19 protein-coding genes are annotated in these 18,014 nt (G+C 50.9%); 10 read left to right on the forward strand and 9 right to left on the reverse strand.

Annotated elements, in window-relative coordinates:
* Nucleotides 1-197: 197 nt before the first annotated feature.
* The 4 genes from AKG43_RS06440 to AKG43_RS06455 form a co-directional block, all read right to left on the reverse strand.
* A complete protein-coding gene (locus AKG43_RS06440; protein WP_054599743.1) occupies nt 198-989 on the reverse strand; it encodes a hemin ABC transporter substrate-binding protein in 792 nt (263 codons plus the stop codon).
* Between the two features lie 69 nt (nt 990-1,058).
* A complete protein-coding gene (locus tag AKG43_RS06445) occupies nt 1,059-2,096 on the reverse strand; it encodes a hemin-degrading factor (RefSeq protein ID WP_054599744.1) in 1,038 nt (345 codons plus the stop codon).
* Between the two features lie 83 nt (nt 2,097-2,179).
* Nucleotides 2,180-2,836, reverse strand: a complete 657-nt coding sequence (locus tag AKG43_RS06450; RefSeq protein WP_054599745.1) for a class I SAM-dependent methyltransferase — start codon at nt 2,834-2,836, stop codon at nt 2,180-2,182.
* 78 nt (nt 2,837-2,914) lie between these two features.
* The gene (locus AKG43_RS06455; RefSeq protein WP_054599746.1) at nt 2,915-5,122 is read right to left on the reverse strand and encodes a TonB-dependent hemoglobin/transferrin/lactoferrin family receptor; all 2,208 of its coding nucleotides are present in this window, start codon (nt 5,120-5,122) and stop codon (nt 2,915-2,917) included.
* A 329-nt stretch (nt 5,123-5,451) separates the two neighbouring features.
* On the opposite strand from AKG43_RS06455, the gene AKG43_RS06460 reads away from it, so the two are divergent.
* Nucleotides 5,452-6,447, forward strand: a complete 996-nt coding sequence (locus AKG43_RS06460) for a PhoH family protein (protein ID WP_054599747.1) — start codon at nt 5,452-5,454, stop codon at nt 6,445-6,447.
* Between the two features lie 136 nt (nt 6,448-6,583).
* Entirely contained in the window at nt 6,584-7,594 is a 1,011-nt protein-coding gene (locus AKG43_RS06465; protein WP_082403003.1) for a LysR family transcriptional regulator, read from the forward strand.
* On the opposite strand, the gene pcaF is transcribed toward AKG43_RS06465, so the two are convergent.
* The 3 genes from pcaF to AKG43_RS06480 are packed head-to-tail and all read right to left on the reverse strand — an operon-like array spanning nt 7,514 to nt 10,061.
* Nucleotides 7,514-8,722: a 3-oxoadipyl-CoA thiolase gene (pcaF, locus tag AKG43_RS06470; protein ID WP_197273129.1), complete on the reverse strand. Its 1,209-nt coding sequence runs from the start codon at nt 8,720-8,722 to the stop codon at nt 7,514-7,516. The two genes, AKG43_RS06465 and pcaF, sit on opposite strands and share 81 nt — an antisense overlap.
* Nucleotides 8,723-8,724: 2 nt before the next feature.
* Nucleotides 8,725-9,387, reverse strand: a complete 663-nt coding sequence (locus AKG43_RS06475) for a 3-oxoacid CoA-transferase subunit B (protein WP_054599749.1) — start codon at nt 9,385-9,387, stop codon at nt 8,725-8,727.
* A 14-nt stretch (nt 9,388-9,401) separates the two neighbouring features.
* On the reverse strand, nt 9,402-10,061 hold the full coding sequence (locus AKG43_RS06480) for a 3-oxoacid CoA-transferase subunit A (RefSeq protein WP_054599750.1): 660 nt from the start codon (nt 10,059-10,061) through the stop codon (nt 9,402-9,404).
* Between the two features lie 203 nt (nt 10,062-10,264).
* On the opposite strand from AKG43_RS06480, the gene AKG43_RS06485 reads away from it, so the two are divergent.
* A complete protein-coding gene (locus tag AKG43_RS06485; protein WP_054599751.1) occupies nt 10,265-10,648 on the forward strand; it encodes a nuclear transport factor 2 family protein in 384 nt (127 codons plus the stop codon).
* A 75-nt stretch (nt 10,649-10,723) separates the two neighbouring features.
* On the opposite strand, the gene AKG43_RS13530 is transcribed toward AKG43_RS06485, so the two are convergent.
* Nucleotides 10,724-11,065 (reverse strand): IS3 family transposase, encoded by a 342-nt coding sequence (locus AKG43_RS13530; RefSeq protein ID WP_197273128.1) that lies wholly within the window; start codon nt 11,063-11,065, stop codon nt 10,724-10,726.
* A 186-nt stretch (nt 11,066-11,251) separates the two neighbouring features.
* On the opposite strand from AKG43_RS13530, the gene AKG43_RS12760 reads away from it, so the two are divergent.
* The 7 genes from AKG43_RS12760 (at nt 11,252) to ychF (ending at nt 17,067) form a co-directional block, all read left to right on the forward strand.
* On the forward strand, nt 11,252-11,410 hold the full coding sequence (locus AKG43_RS12760) for a hypothetical protein (protein ID WP_156300630.1): 159 nt from the start codon (nt 11,252-11,254) through the stop codon (nt 11,408-11,410).
* Nucleotides 11,411-11,621: 211 nt separating this feature from the next.
* Nucleotides 11,622-12,218: a hypothetical protein gene (locus AKG43_RS06495; RefSeq protein WP_054599752.1), complete on the forward strand. Its 597-nt coding sequence runs from the start codon at nt 11,622-11,624 to the stop codon at nt 12,216-12,218.
* 223 nt (nt 12,219-12,441) lie between these two features.
* Nucleotides 12,442-13,371, forward strand: a complete 930-nt coding sequence (gene ribF, locus AKG43_RS06500; RefSeq protein ID WP_054599753.1) for a bifunctional riboflavin kinase/FAD synthetase — start codon at nt 12,442-12,444, stop codon at nt 13,369-13,371.
* A gap of 198 nt (nt 13,372-13,569) precedes the next feature.
* Nucleotides 13,570-14,253 carry a hypothetical protein gene (locus AKG43_RS06505; protein ID WP_054599754.1) on the forward strand — a complete coding sequence of 228 codons (684 nt, stop codon included), beginning with the start codon at nt 13,570-13,572 and terminating at the stop codon, nt 14,251-14,253.
* Nucleotides 14,246-14,635, forward strand: a complete 390-nt coding sequence (locus AKG43_RS06510) for a RidA family protein (RefSeq protein ID WP_054599755.1) — start codon at nt 14,246-14,248, stop codon at nt 14,633-14,635. The genes AKG43_RS06505 and AKG43_RS06510 overlap by 8 nt, the downstream gene beginning before the upstream one ends.
* Nucleotides 14,636-14,715: 80 nt before the next feature.
* The gene (locus tag AKG43_RS06515; protein ID WP_054599756.1) at nt 14,716-15,543 is read left to right on the forward strand and encodes a symmetrical bis(5'-nucleosyl)-tetraphosphatase; all 828 of its coding nucleotides are present in this window, start codon (nt 14,716-14,718) and stop codon (nt 15,541-15,543) included.
* A gap of 432 nt (nt 15,544-15,975) precedes the next feature.
* On the forward strand, nt 15,976-17,067 hold the full coding sequence (gene ychF / locus AKG43_RS06520; protein WP_054599757.1) for a redox-regulated ATPase YchF: 1,092 nt from the start codon (nt 15,976-15,978) through the stop codon (nt 17,065-17,067).
* Between the two features lie 410 nt (nt 17,068-17,477).
* Here ychF and AKG43_RS06525 read toward each other — a convergent pair.
* On the reverse strand, nt 17,478-18,014 hold a 537-nt coding region (locus tag AKG43_RS06525; protein WP_231718121.1), incomplete at its 5' end, for a hypothetical protein.

The raw sequence follows: 18,014 nt of genomic DNA on the forward strand, positions 1-18,014 counted from the left end.
TTTTCAGACGGCCTTCATAGTTCATCCGCTTAAATTCATAACAAAACCGTTATACTCGGGCTTGGCCCGAGTATCTTGGGTTTCAGTCAATTTGGGAGATACTCGGGTCAAGCCCGAGTATGACGAATGTACTCTTTTTAAGTTGATGACTATATTACTGATCGATTACTGATTGGGCCGTCTGAAAACAGGCCGCCTTATTTCGCCAACCCGTTCAACTTCTTCACCACCTGCGGCGTATCCAAGCCGTAGCGGAACATATCGTTGGCCTGCCACAAATAAATCTTGCCGTTTTTGGCGGCGTTGCTGCCGGCGATTTCAGGGCGGGCGGCGAATTGTTTGACTCCGCCGATCAGTTTTTCATGATGGTCGGCGATGATGATCACGTCGGGCTTGGCGGCAATCCATGCTTCGCGGTTGAGCGGTTTCATGCCGTCGAGGTTGGCTGCCGCGTTGATGCCGCCTGCGCGTTTGATGATTTCGTCGGCGGCGGTGTTTTTACCGGCGACGATGCGGCCGTCGTAGCTGAACAGGTAGAGTTTGCCGTTTTGCGGCTGCTGTTTCATCTCGGCCTGCCATTTGCCTGCCAATGCGTCGGCTTGGACGGTTTTGTTAATCAGTTTGCCCACGGCGCGGATGCTTTGCGGGTAGGCGGCGATGCTGTCGTCGGGGGCAACGTTCACGGCATTGACACCGGCTTTTTTCAGGTTGGCGAAAATGGTGGCCGGCTGCACCATCCACGAACCGATGGCCACGTCGGGTTTGGCGGCGATAATCGGCTCTACGGTTAATTGGCGGTGGATGCCGATGCTGGGCTTGCTTTTCAAGGCGGGGTTTTGAACGGTTTGGTCGCGGCCGACGATTTCGTTGGTCGCACCCAACGCCACAACGATATCGGCCACGTCGGGCGACATCACCACGATGCGTTGGGCGTAAGCGGTTTGCAGGGCGGCGCACAATATGGCGGCGGCGAAGATGGTTTTTTTCATGTGTTTTTCCTTTTTGGATATGGGGGTTTTCAGACGGCCTCGATGCCTGTCTGAAAACCTTACTAAGCATCAACCTGCCAGCAGCTTATCGGTAATCTCGCGCCATGCTTCGAGTTCGGGTTCGCCTTCTTTACGCTTGCCGAAAATCTGAAGCACGGTTTTGCGGCGGTTGTCGAAACCTTCCACGCAGGTAACGAAGCCGTCGCGTATCGGGCGGCGCACCACCCAAGTTTCTACGATTTCGTCGTCTTTCAAGTGCATGCTGAAGCCTTCTTCTTTGCCGTCGAGCACGTTAAGGTAGCCGCGGGCGCGCACGACGTTGTGCACTTTGCCTGTTTGAATCTGCACGAGGCCGCGGTTGCCGGCGAAAATCATGATGTCGATGCCGCGGTCGCGGGCGGCTTCGAGCACTTCCTGCCATGCGCTGTGGTTCAGCAGTTTGGTTGCGCCTTCGGGGGCGTGGCGGTAGGCGGTTTGACGGTCGACTTCAAATGTTTCCAACAGGCCGCCGAAGTGGTGCACGTCTTTCAACTCGTTCCAACGTTCTTGAAACGCGGCTTCTTTTTCAGACGGCAGCGCGGGCGTGGCGGTTGCGGGCGGCAGTTCGCCGGTTTGGAATGCCGGCTTGCCTTCGGTGCGGAAGGTATCAAGCAATGCCTGCCACTCGGCTTCTTTGCCTTCTTCGCGCATGAACACTTTCTGCACGGATACGCCGAATTCGTCGTAAAACTGAACCGAACGGGACACTTTTTCGCCGTCGCGGTTGGTAACGGCCAGCACATGATGCCAGCGCGCCGGAAAAATCCGCAGGTCGATGCCGCCTACATTCACGGCAATGCCTGATGTTTCCGACATGCTCACGTTTTCATAAATACCCTGCTTTTCGTGTACGCACACGCTGTTGCGCACGATGCACTGCACCAAACCCAGCGTATGCAGTTTCAGCACGATACCGCGCACATGGTTTTTGCCGCCGAGGTAAACCGTTTCCGGCGCGTCGGCCATCAGCGCACCTTCGCTCACGCCCAAATCGGCGGCGGCTTCGCGCGGGAAATACATGCCCTGTTTTTGGGCTTTGTTGGCTTGGTATTGCTCCCAAAGATTCATTCGATTCTGCTCCTTTTATGACTTTCTGCTTTTCAGACGGCCTCTTTAGAAGATGCCAAAACGCCTGTCTGAAAAAGATGACATTATGCCGTTTTTTCAAACAGCATTTCGATATAAATGCGGTCGGTCAGATTACCGCTTTTATCCACGGCCTTATCCTGTCTGACGTTCTGCCCGCACAGGCGCAAAGGCAGGCCGTGTACCAACGCCGCGACATCATGCGGTTCGTACAGCGTGAACCCGTAAGCGCAAAACGGCAGCGTCTGCATAAAGTTTTTCTCGCAAAAACTCAGGCACAAACGCCCGCCGGTTTTGAGCACGCGGCAGATTTCCCGCATCAACTCTGCCGGGCGTTCCCAAAAATAAAGCGTATTGATGCTGACGATTTTGTCGAACGCAAGGTCGGCAAACGGCAGCTTTACGCCGTCATAAAGACGGTAATCGGCAAGCCCCGCATTGATAAAGGCTTGGTTGAATGCCAACGCTTCTTCGTGCATTAAAGCCGAAGTTTCCACGCCCGTATAGTGTAACCGCGCCGCCAGCGACAACACATAACCGAGCAAGCCGCCGTTGCCGTAACCCAATTCAAGCACACGGTCGCCGTCGTTCAAGCCCAAGGCGGAAAATGCGTTCACAATCAGCGGCAGATTACGCAAATTCATCACTTGGCCGAACGCCCTGCCCGTCTCGCCATGCGGGCATCGGAGCTGGGCGGCGGTTTGTTCTAAAGTGGGTTCCATGCTTATTCCTTAAACACTAAGGCCGTATTTTTCAGACGGCCTTTCTGAAACCCAAGCCGAGGCCGTCTGAAATTGTGCTTAAAACTTCAACTGCAACGAAGCGGCAACATTGCGGCCGGGCTGGGTGTAGGTATCCATCGTGCCGAGGTCTTCCGCACCCGCTACATCGGCATGCTGCCAGTATTTCTTATTGGCGAGGTTGTACACGTTTAAGCCGAGCGAAAGGTTTTTAAGCGGTTTGTACCACACGCCCGCATCCCACACGCCATAGCCGGGTGTTTTGAAAAAGGCGGGGTTGCTGGTGCGTTTCTGTGCCGTTGCCCAACGCAATTTGGTGCCTGCGCCCCATTTTTCTTGTGCGTAGTCCACACTCAGCACGCCGTTGAGCGGATAGGCGGTGTCCAGCGGTTTGCCTTCGCCGTCTTTGCCGCGCATCCAAGCGATGCTGGTGCCGACCTGCCAGTTGTCGTCAAGTTTCACGGCGGCAGCGGCTTCGATGCCGTAGGTTTTCACTTTATCCAGATTGTCGTATTTAAACACCCGGATCGGACGGCCGCCTGCGCCCTGTTCAACCCTAACCTGCGTGCGGTTGATGAAATCGCGGTAACGGTTGTAGAACGTGGTGATCTGCGCTTTGGTGCGTTCGTCTTTATATTTCAAACCCAGCTCGAAGCTGTCGGAATGTTCCGATTTCAAGTTGTTGTTTGGAATCACTTTATAGCCGTGCTGGCTGTTGTTGAACGACATCGTAGCGGTATCGAACGGCGGCGTACGGAAGCCGCGTGAATAAGTGGCAAAGCCGGTAAACGCCTCACCGAACGGCACGCTCAAACGCAAGCTGGGCGTGAACGAGCTGTCGCTGAAATCTTTCGGCAGGCTGTCGGGCTGGCTGTTCAGATAGGCTTGGTCGATTTGCGGTTTGAGCTTTTCATGCTCGAAACGCAAGGCCGGTGTCAACACGATGCCGTTGGGAAACGCCAAGCTGTCTTGCGCGTAAAGGCTAAGTGTGCGGCGGCGCGAATCGGGGAAGGTTTTATTGGGATACAGCGCACCGGCATACATATGGCTGATGCGGCCGTCGCGCCCCACCGTGGTGCTTTCGCGCGGGCGTTCGGTGTCGGTTTGCTTGAATTCCGCACCCGCCACAATGGTGTGTTTCAGACGGCCTGTATCGGCTTCAAACACGCCGCGGGTATTGATGCCTTGGGTGGTTTGGTTGAAACCGTAATCGGAATAGCGGATACCGTCTTCAGTGATGCGCCCAGCCATGCGGGCGGTTTCATCAGTAACCGCATCGTCTTCCGATTTCAGCTTCTGCCGATAAACGTGGACATTGGCTTCTTTCAAGGCCGAATCGCCGCGGTAGCGGTAGCCCAACTCGATACGCTGGCGGCGGGCACGGTCGTTTGAAATATTGGAATGCGTTGTGGTTATGCTTGGGCCGCGCGGCGCACCCGTGCCCAAAGTATTGAGCAAATCAGTCTCTTTTTTGCGGTAAAAATGCTCGAACAAGGCTTCCACACGGTGGTTTTCATTGCCCGCATCGCCTTTGGCCAGAATGTTGTAGCTGCGGAAATCCTGCGGGTTCGGCTTAGTGCGGCGGCCGTTGCGCGTATCCACGCCGCCGCGGTTTTTACTTTCATGGCCTTGGCGGTGCGTGAGCATCAGCAAACCTTGCGCATTTTCCGTATAGCCCGCCGCCGTTGCCGTTACGCCGTGGCTGCGGTCGCGGCTGCGGTAGCCGTGTTTCAGGCCGAAATGGAACGGTTTTTCGGCATCGACAAAATCAGCGGGCGAATAAGTGGAAAAATTGACCACGCCGCCCAAAGCATCGCTGCCGTACAGCGCGGAATACGGGCCTTTCACGATATCCACCTGCTTCAAAGTATCGGCTTCCACCAAATCGCGGCCGGACACCGCCGCATTGCTGCCGCCGCCCGCATAGGCTTCGGGAACGCGGATACCGTCCACCATCATCAAAATGCGGTTGCCGCCGATACCGCGGATATTCACCCCCGCATTACCGCGGCGGCTGTTGTCGGTCGGCACGTCCACGCCCAGCTCGTACAGCACCACATCATCCAAATTGGCCGCCGCCGCACTATCCAGCTCTTTACGCGAAACCACCGCCACATTCGGCGCTGCCTTATCCAAAGCCTGCGCGTGGCGGTCGGCGGTTACGGTAACGGTTTCCAGTTTTGCCTTATGAACATACGGCGTATCGGCATAAACGGCCGGCGCGGCAAAAGCCAAAGCAACGGCATATACGGTGGGATTCAGTTTCATCTCTTTTCCTGATTAAATGGGTTTGCAAAGCATCAAAACGCACCAAAATCGCCCCGTTTATCCGAATCAAACGAGGCCGGCACACAGGCCGGTTCCGGCACGCATCATGCTGTGACTATTTAACAATGCGAATAATTCAACAAAATAAAAATATATTTGAGAATGATTTAGATTAGTATAAATAGTTTTGAGAAAATAGGAAACCGCCATATCATTAAAAATGCCGTCTGAAAAACGGTAAATCTTGTGCAGGCGGCCTTGATTTTCAGCACTTAAAACCTTATAAACCCACTATCCGATTCATTTTATTCAGGAAGAATACAAAACAGATGACCCATACCGTGCATTTACAGTTCGACGACATCGACAACACCGTGCTGCAACGCCTGTGCGGCGCGCTCGACAGTCATCTCGACACCTTAGGCAAAGCCCTTGATATCCAAATCAGCCGCCGTTTTTCCAGCTTCACCTTTTTAGGCGAACTTGCCCACGCAGGCCGCCGTGCCCTGCTTGCTTTGGCCGACATCGCCGAAAGCCGCGATTTGGAAGACAGCGACATCCAGCTTGCCGCCGTCGAAGCCAAAACCGCAGATGCGCAGCACGAAGAAAAACACCACGACCAGCAATATTATCTGCGCACCAAGCGCGGCAGCATCGGCGGGCGTACACCGCGCCAAAACGGCTATATCCGTGCGCTGCTCAACCACGATGTTGTTTTCGGGCTTGGGCCTGCCGGTACGGGTAAAACCTATCTGGCCGTAGCCGCCGCCGTAGATGCGATGGAAAAGCACCAAATCGAACGCATCGTTTTGGTGCGCCCCGCCGTTGAAGCGGGCGAAAAACTCGGCTTCCTGCCCGGCGACCTCGCCCAAAAAGTCGACCCCTACCTGCGCCCGCTTTACGATGCGCTCTATGATTTAATGGGCTTCGACCGCGTTACCAAGCTCTTGGAAAAAGGCTTAATCGAAATCGCTCCACTGGCCTACATGCGCGGCCGCACACTGAATGGCGCGTATGTGATTCTCGACGAAGCGCAAAACACCACGCCCGAACAGATGAAGATGTTTCTTACCCGCATCGGTTTCGGTGCCAAAGCCGTGATTACCGGCGACTTGAGCCAAATAGACCTGCCCCGTAATATCAAATCGGGCTTGAAAGATGCCAAAGAAAAACTCAGCGGCATCGACGGTTTGTATTTCCACACCTTTACCAGCGAAGATGTTGTGCGCCATCCGCTTGTACAAAAAATCGTCGAAGCCTACGATGCGGCGGACGAACAAGAAGAAAAACAAAAACGCTTGCCGCAAGGCCGGCAGTTGGCCTAACCCGCTTTATTTGCTATATCAGTCGGTTTTCGTGCCGTCTGAAAAAAACGGTTTGGCAAAAACCTGCCAAACCGTTAATTTATCGATGCGGGTCTATATAATCATTTCAACGCACCGGTTTTAAGAGGAGGAACACATGGACAAACTACAATGTATGGAGGCCTTTGTGCGCGTAGCACAAAGCGGGAGTTTCATTCAGGCGGCCGAACAGCTGGGCGTAGCGCGTTCGGTTATCAGCACGCGCATCCAGCAGCTGGAAAAATTTGTCGACGCGCCGCTATTCCACCGCAACACCCGCTCCGTGCGCCTGTCTGACATCGGCGAAAAGTATTACGACGAATGCGTTGATCTGTTAAACCGCTTCGATACTTTGGTTGATGCCATGGCAATGGCCAAAAACGATTTGAAAGGCAAACTGCGTATCCATCTGGTGCCCGGTTTCGGTTTGGGTTATTTCAGCAAAAAGCTTTCTCTTTTCACTCAAGCTTATACCGATATCGAGCTGGATTTGGTGGTGAGCGATAGAGTGGTCGATCCGGTATCGTGCGGCTTCGATGTGGCCTTTCAGATTTTTCCGCCCAAAGGCGAAAGCCTGATCGATCGGAAAATTTTCCATGTTAACCGTGTATTTTGCGCCTCGCCCGATTTCATTTCCCGCTTCGGCGAACCCCAAACCCCTGCCGAACTTTCGCGTTTTGAACTGGGCTATTATTCGGGTTATCCCGAACGCAACCGCATCAAATTTTTCAGCCAAGGCAAATTGCAGGAAACGCCGATTTCGGCGCGCATCAATTCTTCTTCCATCCACCTATTGCACGACTTTGCATTAACCGGCGGCGGTATCGTCTGCCTGCCGACCATCGTGGCAAAAGAAAGCCTGCTCGAAGGCAGGCTGGTATCGGTGTTGACCGATTATCCCGTTCCGGCTTACAGCTTGCGGGCGGTGTTTCCGCCCAATTCCAAAAACATCAAAAAAGTCAGACACATCATCGACTTTTTATCGGAACATATCAGCAAACTGCCCGAATGGGACGAACAACTGATTGCCAAAGGCTGCTTGTCGCCCCTAGTCGCATCGCTCAATGAGCACCGCAATGCCTTGCCCGACACCGATACACATCGAGCACACCGCATAACGACCGCCTGAAACTTCCAGCTGGTTAAGCGCAGTTGCCAACAAGCGCGTGCCCGAAGCACCCAAAGGATGGCCGATGGCTATGGCACCGCCGTTAGGGTTGACGCGCGGATCATCGTCGGCCAAACCCAAATCGCGGGTACATGCCAAAGCTTGGGCGGCAAACGCTTCGTTCAATTCGATCACATCAATATCGGCCAAAGCCACGCCTGTTTTGGCCAGCAGTTTTTTAATTGCCGGTGCGGGGGCGAAACCCATAATCCTCGGCTCGATGCCCACCGTTACACCGGCAATCAAACGACCGCGCGGCTTCAGTCCGTAGGCTTCCACCGCTTTGGCAGAAGCCAGCAAAACGGCAGACGAACCGTCGTTGATGCCCGAAGCATTGCCTGCCGTTACCGTGCCGCCTTCAAACACCACCGGCTTGAGTTTTGCCAAACCTTCCGCATCGGTATCCGGGCGAGGATGCTCGTCTTGATTTACCACAATGCTGCCGCCTTTGCGCTGCGGGATTTCCACGGGCACGATTTCGCGCTCGAAAAAACCGCGCTGCTGTGCCGCCGCCGCCTTCTTCTGGCTGGCAAGGGCAAAACGGTCTTGGTCTTCCCTGCTGATACCGAATTGCTCCGCCACATTCTCAGCGGTTTGCGGCATGGTATCCACGCCGTATTGCGCCTTCATAGCCGGATTGACAAAACGCCAACCCATCGTGGTATCTTCGATTTTTTGATTTCTGCCGAAAGCCTGCTCCGATTTACCCATCACATAAGGCGAGCGCGACATATTTTCCACGCCGCCCGCAATCAATAAATCGGCATCGCCGGTTTGAATCGCACGGCCTGCCGTAAGCACCGCATCCAAAGACGAACCGCACAAGCGGTTGATGGTGGTTGCCGGCACGGAAGGCGGCATGCCCGCCAGCAAAGCAGACATTCTGGCCACGTTGCGGTTGTCTTCGCCCGCCTGGTTGGCACAGCCGTAAATCAAGTCGTCGGCTTTTGCCCAATCTACTTGGGGATGGCGCTGCATCAACGCTTTAATCGGCACGGCACCCAAATCATCGGTGCGCACCGCAGCAAGGCCGCCGCCGTAGCGTCCGAAAGGCGTGCGCACGGCATCAATAATATAAACGTCGTTCAGTTTCATTTCTTTGCTCCTGCTGTGGCGTCGATTAAGGGGGCATCGGTCAGTTTTTGCAGTTCTTCAAAGTCCAAGCCGTCGACTTTTTCAATCACGCGCAAACACTCTCCGTCCAAATCGATAACGCATAAATCGGTGTAGATGCGGTTAACGCAATGCAGGCCGGTTGCCGGATAAGTGAGGTTTTGCACAATTTTAGGCTCGCCCTGCTTGCTTGTGTGCTCCATCGTTACCCACACTTTTTTGGCACCGACGGCCAAGTCCATTGCACCGCCTACCGCCGGAATGGCATCGGGCGCACCGGTGTGCCAGTTGGCCAAATCTCCATTGGCCGACACTTGAAACGCACCCAATACGCAAATATCGAGATGGCCGCCGCGCATCATGGCGAAAGAGTCGCCGTGGTGGAAGTAGCATCCGCCAGTTTGCAGCGTAACGTATTCTTTACCGGCGTTAATCAAATCGGGGTCTTCTTCGCCGGGAGCGGGCGGCGGGCCGAATGCCAGCAGGCCGTTTTCGGAATGCAGAAAGATTTCTTTGTCTTCGGGCAGATATGCCGCAATTTTGGTCGGTAGCCCGATGCCGAGATTAACGTAAGCACCGTCGGGAATATCTGCGGCAACGCGCATGGCGATTTGTTCACGGTTGAGTTTTTGGTAGTTCACCGCTGCTCTCCTTATCAAATTTTAACGACGTGCCGGACAAAAATTCCCGGTGTGATGATGTGTTCGGGATCTAAAGCCCCCAATTCAACGATTTCCGACACTTCGGCAATGGTTACATCGGCTGCCGCCGCCATAATCGGGCCGAAATTACGCGCCGATTTACGGTAAACCAAATTACCCCAGCGGTCGCCTTTGAAAGCTTTAATCAGCGCAAAATCCGCTTTGATGGGATACTCGAGCACATAATCTTTGCCGTCGATATGGCGGGTTTCTTTGCCTTCCGCCAACAGGGTGCCGTAGCCGGTAGGCGTAAACACCGCGCCCAACCCCATGCCCGCCGCCTGAATGCGGCAGGCAAGGTTGCCTTGCGGCACCAGTTCCAGCTCGATTTTTCCGGCGCGGTAAAGCTCGTCGAAAACCCAAGAATCGGATTGGCGCGGAAAAGAGCAGATGATTTTGCGCACCGCACCGGTTTTCAGCAGTTTGGCCAAACCGTAATCGCCATTGCCTGCATTGTTGTTGATGATGACCAAATCTTTCGCTCCCGTTTCAATCAGGCCGTCGATCAATCCGGCAGGCTGCCCTGCCGTACCGAAACCGCCGATCATAATACGGGCGCCGTCTGAAATTTGAGCCAGCACATCCTCCAGAGAACGGGTTGTTTTGTCTATCATGGTGGTTTGCCTTGTTGAAAATAAATCTAATCCTTACCGTAAGGTAGAGTCCGTCATTATTCTATTCTGTTTGAACCCAACTGTAGTCATGCTGCGGGCAAATACAATGTTTTGGAATTTAGAACAATAAAACGCACAAATTAGAATTAAGATGCAACGGCAGCAAAATAATTAACAACGCAAACCGAACAGGAGAAAGATTGATGAACACAGAACAAAATTGGCAGGAAGCCGTCCGCGCCGCCGAACAGCAAAGAGCCGATTGCCTGATCAACCAACGTTACGAAGAATTTGCCGCCATGTGCAGCCCCAACCTCTGTTATGTGCATACCAGCGGCACCGTAGATGACTTGGATGCTTTAATGGGCAAGCTGCATTCCGGTTTTTACGTTTACCAAGCCATTCATTATCCCATTCACGAAATCCGGAATCTGGGCACGGCCATTTTGGTGCGCGCCGATTTCCAAGCCGATATATTGGTGGACGGGCAGCCCAGAAAGCTCAACAACCGCGCCGTATCGGTTTGGGAAATCGAAAACGGCGAGTTGAAACTGGCTTTCTATCAAGCGACGCCCATAGCCAAATAACCGCCGCACCCTTTAATCAGGCCGTCTGAAAAAAATGAACTGTCCCCCAATCCCTGGACAAGTTAAGAATTTTTCTCAAACAGCCTCTTCAAGCTGAGTTCTATAGGCCACAGGGCTCAGCTTTTTTAAGTTTAAACTAATGCGTTTATGATTGTAGTAATGGATGTAATCATTGATCACCGTTGTCAGCTCGGTCACCGATAGTACACCTTCTTCATAAAAGCTTTCCGTTTTCAATGTGCCGAAGAAACTCTCGATCGGCGCATTGTCCCGGCAGTTGCCTTTGCGCGAAATGCTTTGCTCAATCCCGTTCTCCGCCGATTTCGCCCGATAAGCACCGGTTCGATACAGTACGCCTTGGTCGGAATGCAGCAGCGGCGTTGCCCCTTTCAGACGGCCGAATGCGTTATCCGGCATTTGCGTTACCATTTCAATTTTCAGACGGCCTTTTTTTCTGAAATCTCATAAAAATATCAACAGCATAAGAACCTTTATCGGCAAAAGCTGTCTTCACATGCAGGCTTGCCGTGAAGCTCAAGATAACAACGCTGCTTCGGCATCCGACATTGAAATGTTTTTCATCCAATAAAAGAAAGGCTTAAAATGAAAAAAGGATACTATTTAAAACTTTCCATCGTGTTTGTAGTGCTTTCAGTTATCAATTTTGTGGTTGTCCATAAGCCGAACAGCACGCCTTACCTAGGCTATTTCTTTGCCGTGGCCGCCGTAGTAGCCTTTGTCCTCCATCTTAAAAAAGGCTGATCAGGCCGTCTGAAAACATACAGCTTTCCCCGCAGCCCGCACATCCGGCGGGCTGTTTGCTTAACTTAAATAAGGCCGTCTGAAAACTAGCTTTGCAGGTTTTGGCGAAACTCACAAAGTTCGTTTTCAGACGGCCTCTTCAAACATAACTCCGTCATAACGAATCAAAATTTGCTATAATCGGCAACCTCTTGATTCCTCGAAACAACACATGCAAAACCTTCAATTCCCCCTTAACTTCACCTTCAAAATCTTCACGCCGTCCAACGACTTCACCGTATTCAACGCGCAAGGCGAAGAAGTGGCCTACACGCGGCAGAAGATTTTTAAGATCAAAGAATCCATCGAAATTTTCCGCAACAGCAGCCGCAACGAGAAGCTCTACACCATCGACGCCGACCGCATTATCGACTTCAATGCCAGCTACACCGTGCGCGACGCGGCAGGCCGAACCATCGGCAGCATCAAGCGCAGCGGCATGAAATCATTGTGGAAAACCAGCTATACCCTCAGCGACGCAGCGGGCAACCTGCGCTACACCCTGCACGAAGCCAATCCGTGGGTAGCCGTGGTGGACGGCATCGTCGGCGAAATTCCCTTTATCGGCATGCTCACCGGCTACTTCCTCAACCCGACCTACACCATCGCCACGCCCGACGGACGCGAAACCTACCTTCTCAAGAAAAACGCTTCGTTTCTTGAACGCAAATTCAGCTTGGAAAAAACCGCCCAAGCTCCGGCAGAAGACGATGTGTTGGTGCTGAACGCCGCTATGCTGCTGATGCTGCTGGAACGCGGCGACGGCTAATCTGTTTAAGGCCGTCTGAAAACAGACTTTAGTGAACTTTAACAAAACCCACTTTACCCGCTTTCAGACGGCCTCACACCATTCCCCGCCAAACCGCTGCGCCCATATAACAAACTAACCGAAATAAACCACATACATCAAAAAAAGCTATTGACCGCAGCATTCCCCCCGCCGCCGATTCAGCTTACAATACTCCGTTTTTTCACACACACAGACATTACCCATGAAAATCTGGTTCGGTTTGGGCAGCCGCCCCGACTTTCCCCAAGGCTCAGCCGTTACCATCGGCAATTTCGACGGCGTGCATCTCGGCCACCGCCACATCCTGCAACGGCTCAAACAAGAAGCACAAAGCCGCGGCCTGCCCGTGGTTGCCGTGATTTTCGAGCCGCAGCCGCAAGAATTTTTCGCCCGCAAACAAGGACGCGAACTGCCCTACCGCCTCAGCCCGCTGCGCAGCAAACTGCACCTACTGCGCGAAACCGGCTGCGTCGATGCTGTGTGGGTGCTGCGTTTCAACCAAGCCTTTGCCGACATCAACGCCCAAAACTTCATCAGCCGCCTGCTGCGCGAAACCCTCAACACCAAATACCTGCTCATCGGCGACGATTTCCGCTTCGGCGCAGGGCGCGAAGGCGATTTCGCCCTGCTGCAAAGCCAGCCCGACATGGTTACCGAGCGCACCCCTTCCGTGCTGGTGGAAAACATCCGCGCCAGCAGCACCGCCATCCGCAAAGCCCTTTCAGACGGCCTCTTGGAATATGCCGGCAAACTGCTCGGCCACGACTACGCACTCAGCGGCAAAGTCAAACACGGCGCCAAGCTCGGCCGCACCATCGGCTGCCCCACCGCCAACGTGCAGCTTCCCCAACACCACTACGCCCTCAGCGGCGTGTTTGTGGTCGAAGCGGAAGGCAGCTTCGGCACCCGCCGCGGCGTAGCCAGCTTCGGCTTCAACCCCACCGTATCCGCAACCCGCCGCCAAAAGCTCGAAGTGCATCTGTTCGACTTCAACGGCGATTTATACGGCCAACGCATCCGCGTGCGTTTCCTGCACAAACTGCGCGACGAAGCCAAGTTCGACAACATCGACGATTTGAAAAAACAGATTTGGGCGGATATGGATGCAGCGAGGAATTGGGTAATTGATTGATTCGTTTCTCCTGAATTTATAAAATGCTGAAAATTTTGAGAAATAAAATATAGGAGAAGCCCAGATGGCCTTAAACAATATTACTGTTATTATGATTATAATTACATTAATTATTTTGATTATCGCATTTTATTCTTACTTTCCTGCTTTCTATAACAAATATAAAAATTCAATAAAAATTTTTTTGAAAAACCCAATGTGAATTTAATTACACGTATATTTTTAATTTCATTTGTTTTTTATTCTGCTACGGTTTACATAGTTAGTGATCTTGAAAATCAATATCCATATACATCTCTATTAGAATTTATATGTTTCAATTTCATAATATTCATATCAACTTTTTTTATTATTCGACTTGCAATAACCGCAATAAATCTTAAAAAAAATTGCCAAAACTTGATTAGGGTAACTGTCGCTCTAGTGTTTCTCATAGGAATTCATATCACAATTGAAGATAACCTTGAAAATAAAAATTCATCTCAAGCAGAATATACTGCTAATGAAATTAAAACAGCTCCATCAGCAACAGAGGAAAAAGTATCAGCAGAAAACAATAAATTACCTAACAACCCCAAAAATGGAGCAACATCTTCAAAATCAACTAATAACAATGAATTTTGGGATTCATTTCTAAAATTTATTAGTAAATTATTCGAAATTATTGCTATTGGCTCTTTAGCTGGATTTATACTTTCTTATCGTGAAGAACCTGGATTTTTGAATCGAATTCGTACCCATTTAACTAATTTTAAGACTCGTTTTAACAAATCCGAATCAAAAAACGAACAAGCGGAGAACACTACTGAAAATAATCAAACCGATACTACAAAATCCGAACCCGAACAATCTTCTGAAGAAAAGGAATCTCCCCATGGCTAAAACCATCATCCACACCGACAACGCCCCTGCCGCCATCGGCGCATACAGCCAAGCCGTTCGCGCAGGAAACACCGTTTACATGAGCGGCCAAATCCCGCTCGACCCCGCCACCATGACCGTAGTCGGCAACGGCGATTTCCGCGCCGAAGCGCACCAAGTATTTAAAAACCTGCAAGCCGTGGCGCAAGCGGCGGGCGGTTCTTTAGACGACATCGTCAAAGTCAACGCCTACCTCACCGACTTAGGCAACTTCGCCGTATTCAACGAAGTGATGGCCGAATACTTCAGCCAACCCTTTCCCGCCCGTGCCGCTGTCGAAGTTGCCGGCCTACCCAAAGGCGTGCAAGTGGAAGCGGAAGCCGTATTGGTGCTGAACAGCTGATTTAAAATATAATGATAATGCCGTCTGAACATGATTCAGACGGCCTCACACACCTCATCCAACCACACGGATTCACACACATGGCACATTATGCAATCGGCGATATTCAAGGCTGCTTTGCCGAACTCAACGCCCTGCTCGCCAAAATAGGCTTTAACCACGGCACCGACACTCTGTGGCTCACGGGTGACATCGTCAACCGCGGCCCACAGTCGCTCGAGGCCCTGCAATTTGTGATGAAGCACGAAAGTAGCATCCGCACCGTGCTCGGCAACCACGACCTGCACATGCTGGCCGTATCTTACGGCTTCGGCAAAATCAGACGCGGCGACACCATCGCACCGATTCTCGAACACCCCGACAACCGCAAAATGCTTGATTGGGTGCGCGCCCAACCGCTCTTGATCCGCGGCGACAAGCATGTTTTGGTGCACGCCGGGCTGCTGCCCAAATGGGATATCGACAAAGCCGAAAGCCTCGCGCTCGAAGTTGAAACCGAATTGAAAAGCGACCGCGCCAAAGACTATTTTCTCAACATGTACGGCGACAAACCTAAAAAATGGAAAAACAGCCTCACCGGCTACGACCGCCTACGCATGATTACCAACGTCTTTACCCGTATGCGCGCGCTCACCTTCAAAAACAAGCTCGACTATGATTTCAAAGGCGGGCTTAAAGACATGCCCGACGACCTGCGCCCGTGGTTTGAAGCACCCGAACGCCAACACTTGAGCCATACCATCGTATTCGGCCATTGGTCGGCACTCGGCTATCTCAACAACTACCGCGTCATCTCGCTCGACACCGGCGCGCTGTGGGGCGGCCAACTTACCGCCATTAATTTAGACACCAACGAAGTTACCCAAGTCTCTTCCCAAAGCAAGCTGCATTGGGCAACGGCTTTGTGAACAGATTCAATCATCCGTTAGTATTCCCGCTGCGGCGGGAATACTTTTTCTTTTTTCAAAACAATCAGATTCAAACGACAGCTTTTAAAATCCGTATATCGTATATTGAGAAACACCGGTTTTGCCTAAGCTTTTCTGTTTTCTTTTTGGATTGCCTGTTTTTCAAGCAATCGGATGCCTTTTAAACAGCAACAGCTACAATAAGCCTCTTGGCTGTTTTGAAACAGGTTTAAGCACACCGCTTTCAGATGGCTCAGTACCGGCACTTTTGGCAAACCGAATCAGACCGACAGGATATAGCGGAATTTGCGGTACATGATGCCGAAGCGTTACCCTATTCCACCTAAAAACCTATCAAAGATAGCGGCTTGAGGCCGTCTGAAATATGGTAAAATCGCCCGTTTATTATATTCAGCAATTTCAGGAAACTCCATGAGCTTAAAATGCGGCATCGTCGGCCTGCCCAACGTCGGCAAATCCACCTTGTTTAACGCCTTAACCCAATCCGGTATCGAAGCGGCCAACTATCCCTTCTGTACGATTGAACCCAACGTCGGCATCGTCGAAGTGCCCGATCCACGCATGGCCGAGCTGGCTAAAATCGTTAATCCGCAAAAAATGCAACCCGCCATTGTCGAATTTGTCGACATCGCAGGCTTGGTAGCAGGCGCGAGCAAAGGCGAAGGTTTGGGCAACCAGTTTCTCGCCAACATCCGCGAAACCGATGCTATTGTGAACGTGGTTCGCTGCTTCGACGACGACAATATCGTGCACGTTTCCGGCAAAGTCGATCCCATTGCCGACATCGAAACCATCGGCACCGAGCTGGCATTGGCCGACCTTGCCAGCGTAGAAAAAGCCATCACCCGTGAAGGAAAACGCGCCAAATCAGGCGATAAAGACGCACAAAAACTCGTTGCCCTGTGCGAAAAACTACTGCCCCATCTCAACGAAGGCAAACCCGTGCGCTCGTTCGGCCTTGATGCAGAAGAACTTGCCATGCTGCGCCCCCTGTTTCTGCTCACCGCCAAACCCGCCATGTATGTAGGTAATGTGGCCGAAGACGGTTTTGAAAACAACCCGCACTTAGAGCGCCTGAAAGAATTGGCCGCCAAAGAAAACGCCCCCGTAGTTGCCGTGTGCGCCGCACTGGAAAGCGAAATTGCCGAACTCGAAGATGAAGAAAAAGCCGAATTTCTCGCCGAAATGGGCTTGGAAGAACCCGGCCTCAACCGCCTGATCCGCGCAGGCTACGACCTGCTCGGCCTGCAAACCTACTTCACCGCCGGCGTAAAAGAAGTCCGCGCTTGGACCATCCGCAAAGGAGACACCGCCCCGCAAGCCGCCGGCGTGATCCACACCGATTTCGAACGCGGCTTCATCCGCGCCCAAGTGATTTCTTACGACGATTTCGTTACTTTAGGCGGCGAAGCCAAAGCCAAAGAAGCCGGCAAAATGCGTGCCGAAGGCAAGGAATATGTGGTGCAGGATGGCGATGTGATTCATTTCTTGTTCAATGTATAAGACACTTGGAAGCAAAATCCACTTATCATCATGTTTGGTGATTTTGCTTTTCAAACCGCTAAACTAAAAATATTGAACTCTTCATCAGAAAAAAACTTTCCTATATCTATCGACTAAAAGTAAATGCCGTCTGAAATATACTTTCAGACGGCATCAACATATAGAGATCAATTAAGCGCAGCCTTCCATCAACAATAGAGAATCTTTGAGACCGATAGAAATATAAGTAACTATATCGCTTCACACCATAAGGCAAAGCAACATTGCTTTCAGATATTCTAACATTTGTGACAATATTATCTTGAACCATGTAACTTACATTTTTATGTAAATTACCTTTAGCTTCAAAATATCATCAATGTATCAGTATATTTCTTCAACTCTTGATTATCTGTAAATTAGATCCTAAATTACAAACAACCTTCCATATAAGGTAATTGTTCTTTTTTACCCACACTAATACTCTCTACTTTGTTGTTCATAATAACATATTTAATACCTAAATCTTCATCATTAACTTTGTACCAATAAAAAATAACTTTATCATTTTCATCACCATAAGGATGATTCATTATTTCTTCTTTTTCTCCTTTATGTTTTTGATATATTAATTTCGGCATATCTCCTATTTTTATCCCATACGGTGAAATGACTTGATTTTTTGAATACGATTCTATTTCTACTAATTTATTATCTATAAATTTAAAAGAAAAATCTGGATACTCCTTATTTTCAGCATGAAAACATCCTTCAATTTCTTCCTCAGCTTTTACAAAAGATTTTTTATTAAATGTATCCCCAATATGAATATCACCAACTCCATTTAAGAAAAATTTAGAATGTTCAAATTTAGGTTTTGGATTTTCGATTTTTTGATTAGGATAAGAGTTATCTATCTCCATTGGAGAACATGCGCTTATATAAAAAAATAGAGATAAGAATAAATA

The sequence above is a fragment of the Neisseria sp. 74A18 genome (assembly GCF_001308005.1).
Taxonomy (GTDB): Bacteria; Pseudomonadota; Gammaproteobacteria; order Burkholderiales; family Neisseriaceae; genus Neisseria; species Neisseria dumasiana.

Coding starts and splice junctions, on each gene's coding strand:
- AKG43_RS06450 (WP_054599745.1), bottom strand. CDS start 2,836: ATGGAACCCACTTTAGAACAAACCGCCGCCCAGCTCCGATGCCCGCAT.
- AKG43_RS06480 (WP_054599750.1), bottom strand. CDS start 10,061: ATGATAGACAAAACAACCCGTTCTCTGGAGGATGTGCTGGCTCAAATT.
- AKG43_RS06465 (WP_082403003.1), top strand. CDS start 6,584: ATGGACAAACTACAATGTATGGAGGCCTTTGTGCGCGTAGCACAAAGC.
- AKG43_RS06445 (WP_054599744.1), bottom strand. CDS start 2,096: ATGAATCTTTGGGAGCAATACCAAGCCAACAAAGCCCAAAAACAGGGC.
- AKG43_RS06510 (WP_054599755.1), top strand. CDS start 14,246: ATGGCTAAAACCATCATCCACACCGACAACGCCCCTGCCGCCATCGGC.
- AKG43_RS06515 (WP_054599756.1), top strand. CDS start 14,716: ATGGCACATTATGCAATCGGCGATATTCAAGGCTGCTTTGCCGAACTC.
- AKG43_RS06440 (WP_054599743.1), bottom strand. CDS start 989: ATGAAAAAAACCATCTTCGCCGCCGCCATATTGTGCGCCGCCCTGCAA.
- AKG43_RS06495 (WP_054599752.1), top strand. CDS start 11,622: ATGCAAAACCTTCAATTCCCCCTTAACTTCACCTTCAAAATCTTCACG.
- ribF (WP_054599753.1), top strand. CDS start 12,442: ATGAAAATCTGGTTCGGTTTGGGCAGCCGCCCCGACTTTCCCCAAGGC.
- AKG43_RS06485 (WP_054599751.1), top strand. CDS start 10,265: ATGAACACAGAACAAAATTGGCAGGAAGCCGTCCGCGCCGCCGAACAG.
- AKG43_RS06460 (WP_054599747.1), top strand. CDS start 5,452: ATGACCCATACCGTGCATTTACAGTTCGACGACATCGACAACACCGTG.
- ychF (WP_054599757.1), top strand. CDS start 15,976: ATGAGCTTAAAATGCGGCATCGTCGGCCTGCCCAACGTCGGCAAATCC.
- AKG43_RS13530 (WP_197273128.1), bottom strand. CDS start 11,065: ATGCCGGATAACGCATTCGGCCGTCTGAAAGGGGCAACGCCGCTGCTG.
- AKG43_RS12760 (WP_156300630.1), top strand. CDS start 11,252: ATGAAAAAAGGATACTATTTAAAACTTTCCATCGTGTTTGTAGTGCTT.
- AKG43_RS06455 (WP_054599746.1), bottom strand. CDS start 5,122: ATGAAACTGAATCCCACCGTATATGCCGTTGCTTTGGCTTTTGCCGCG.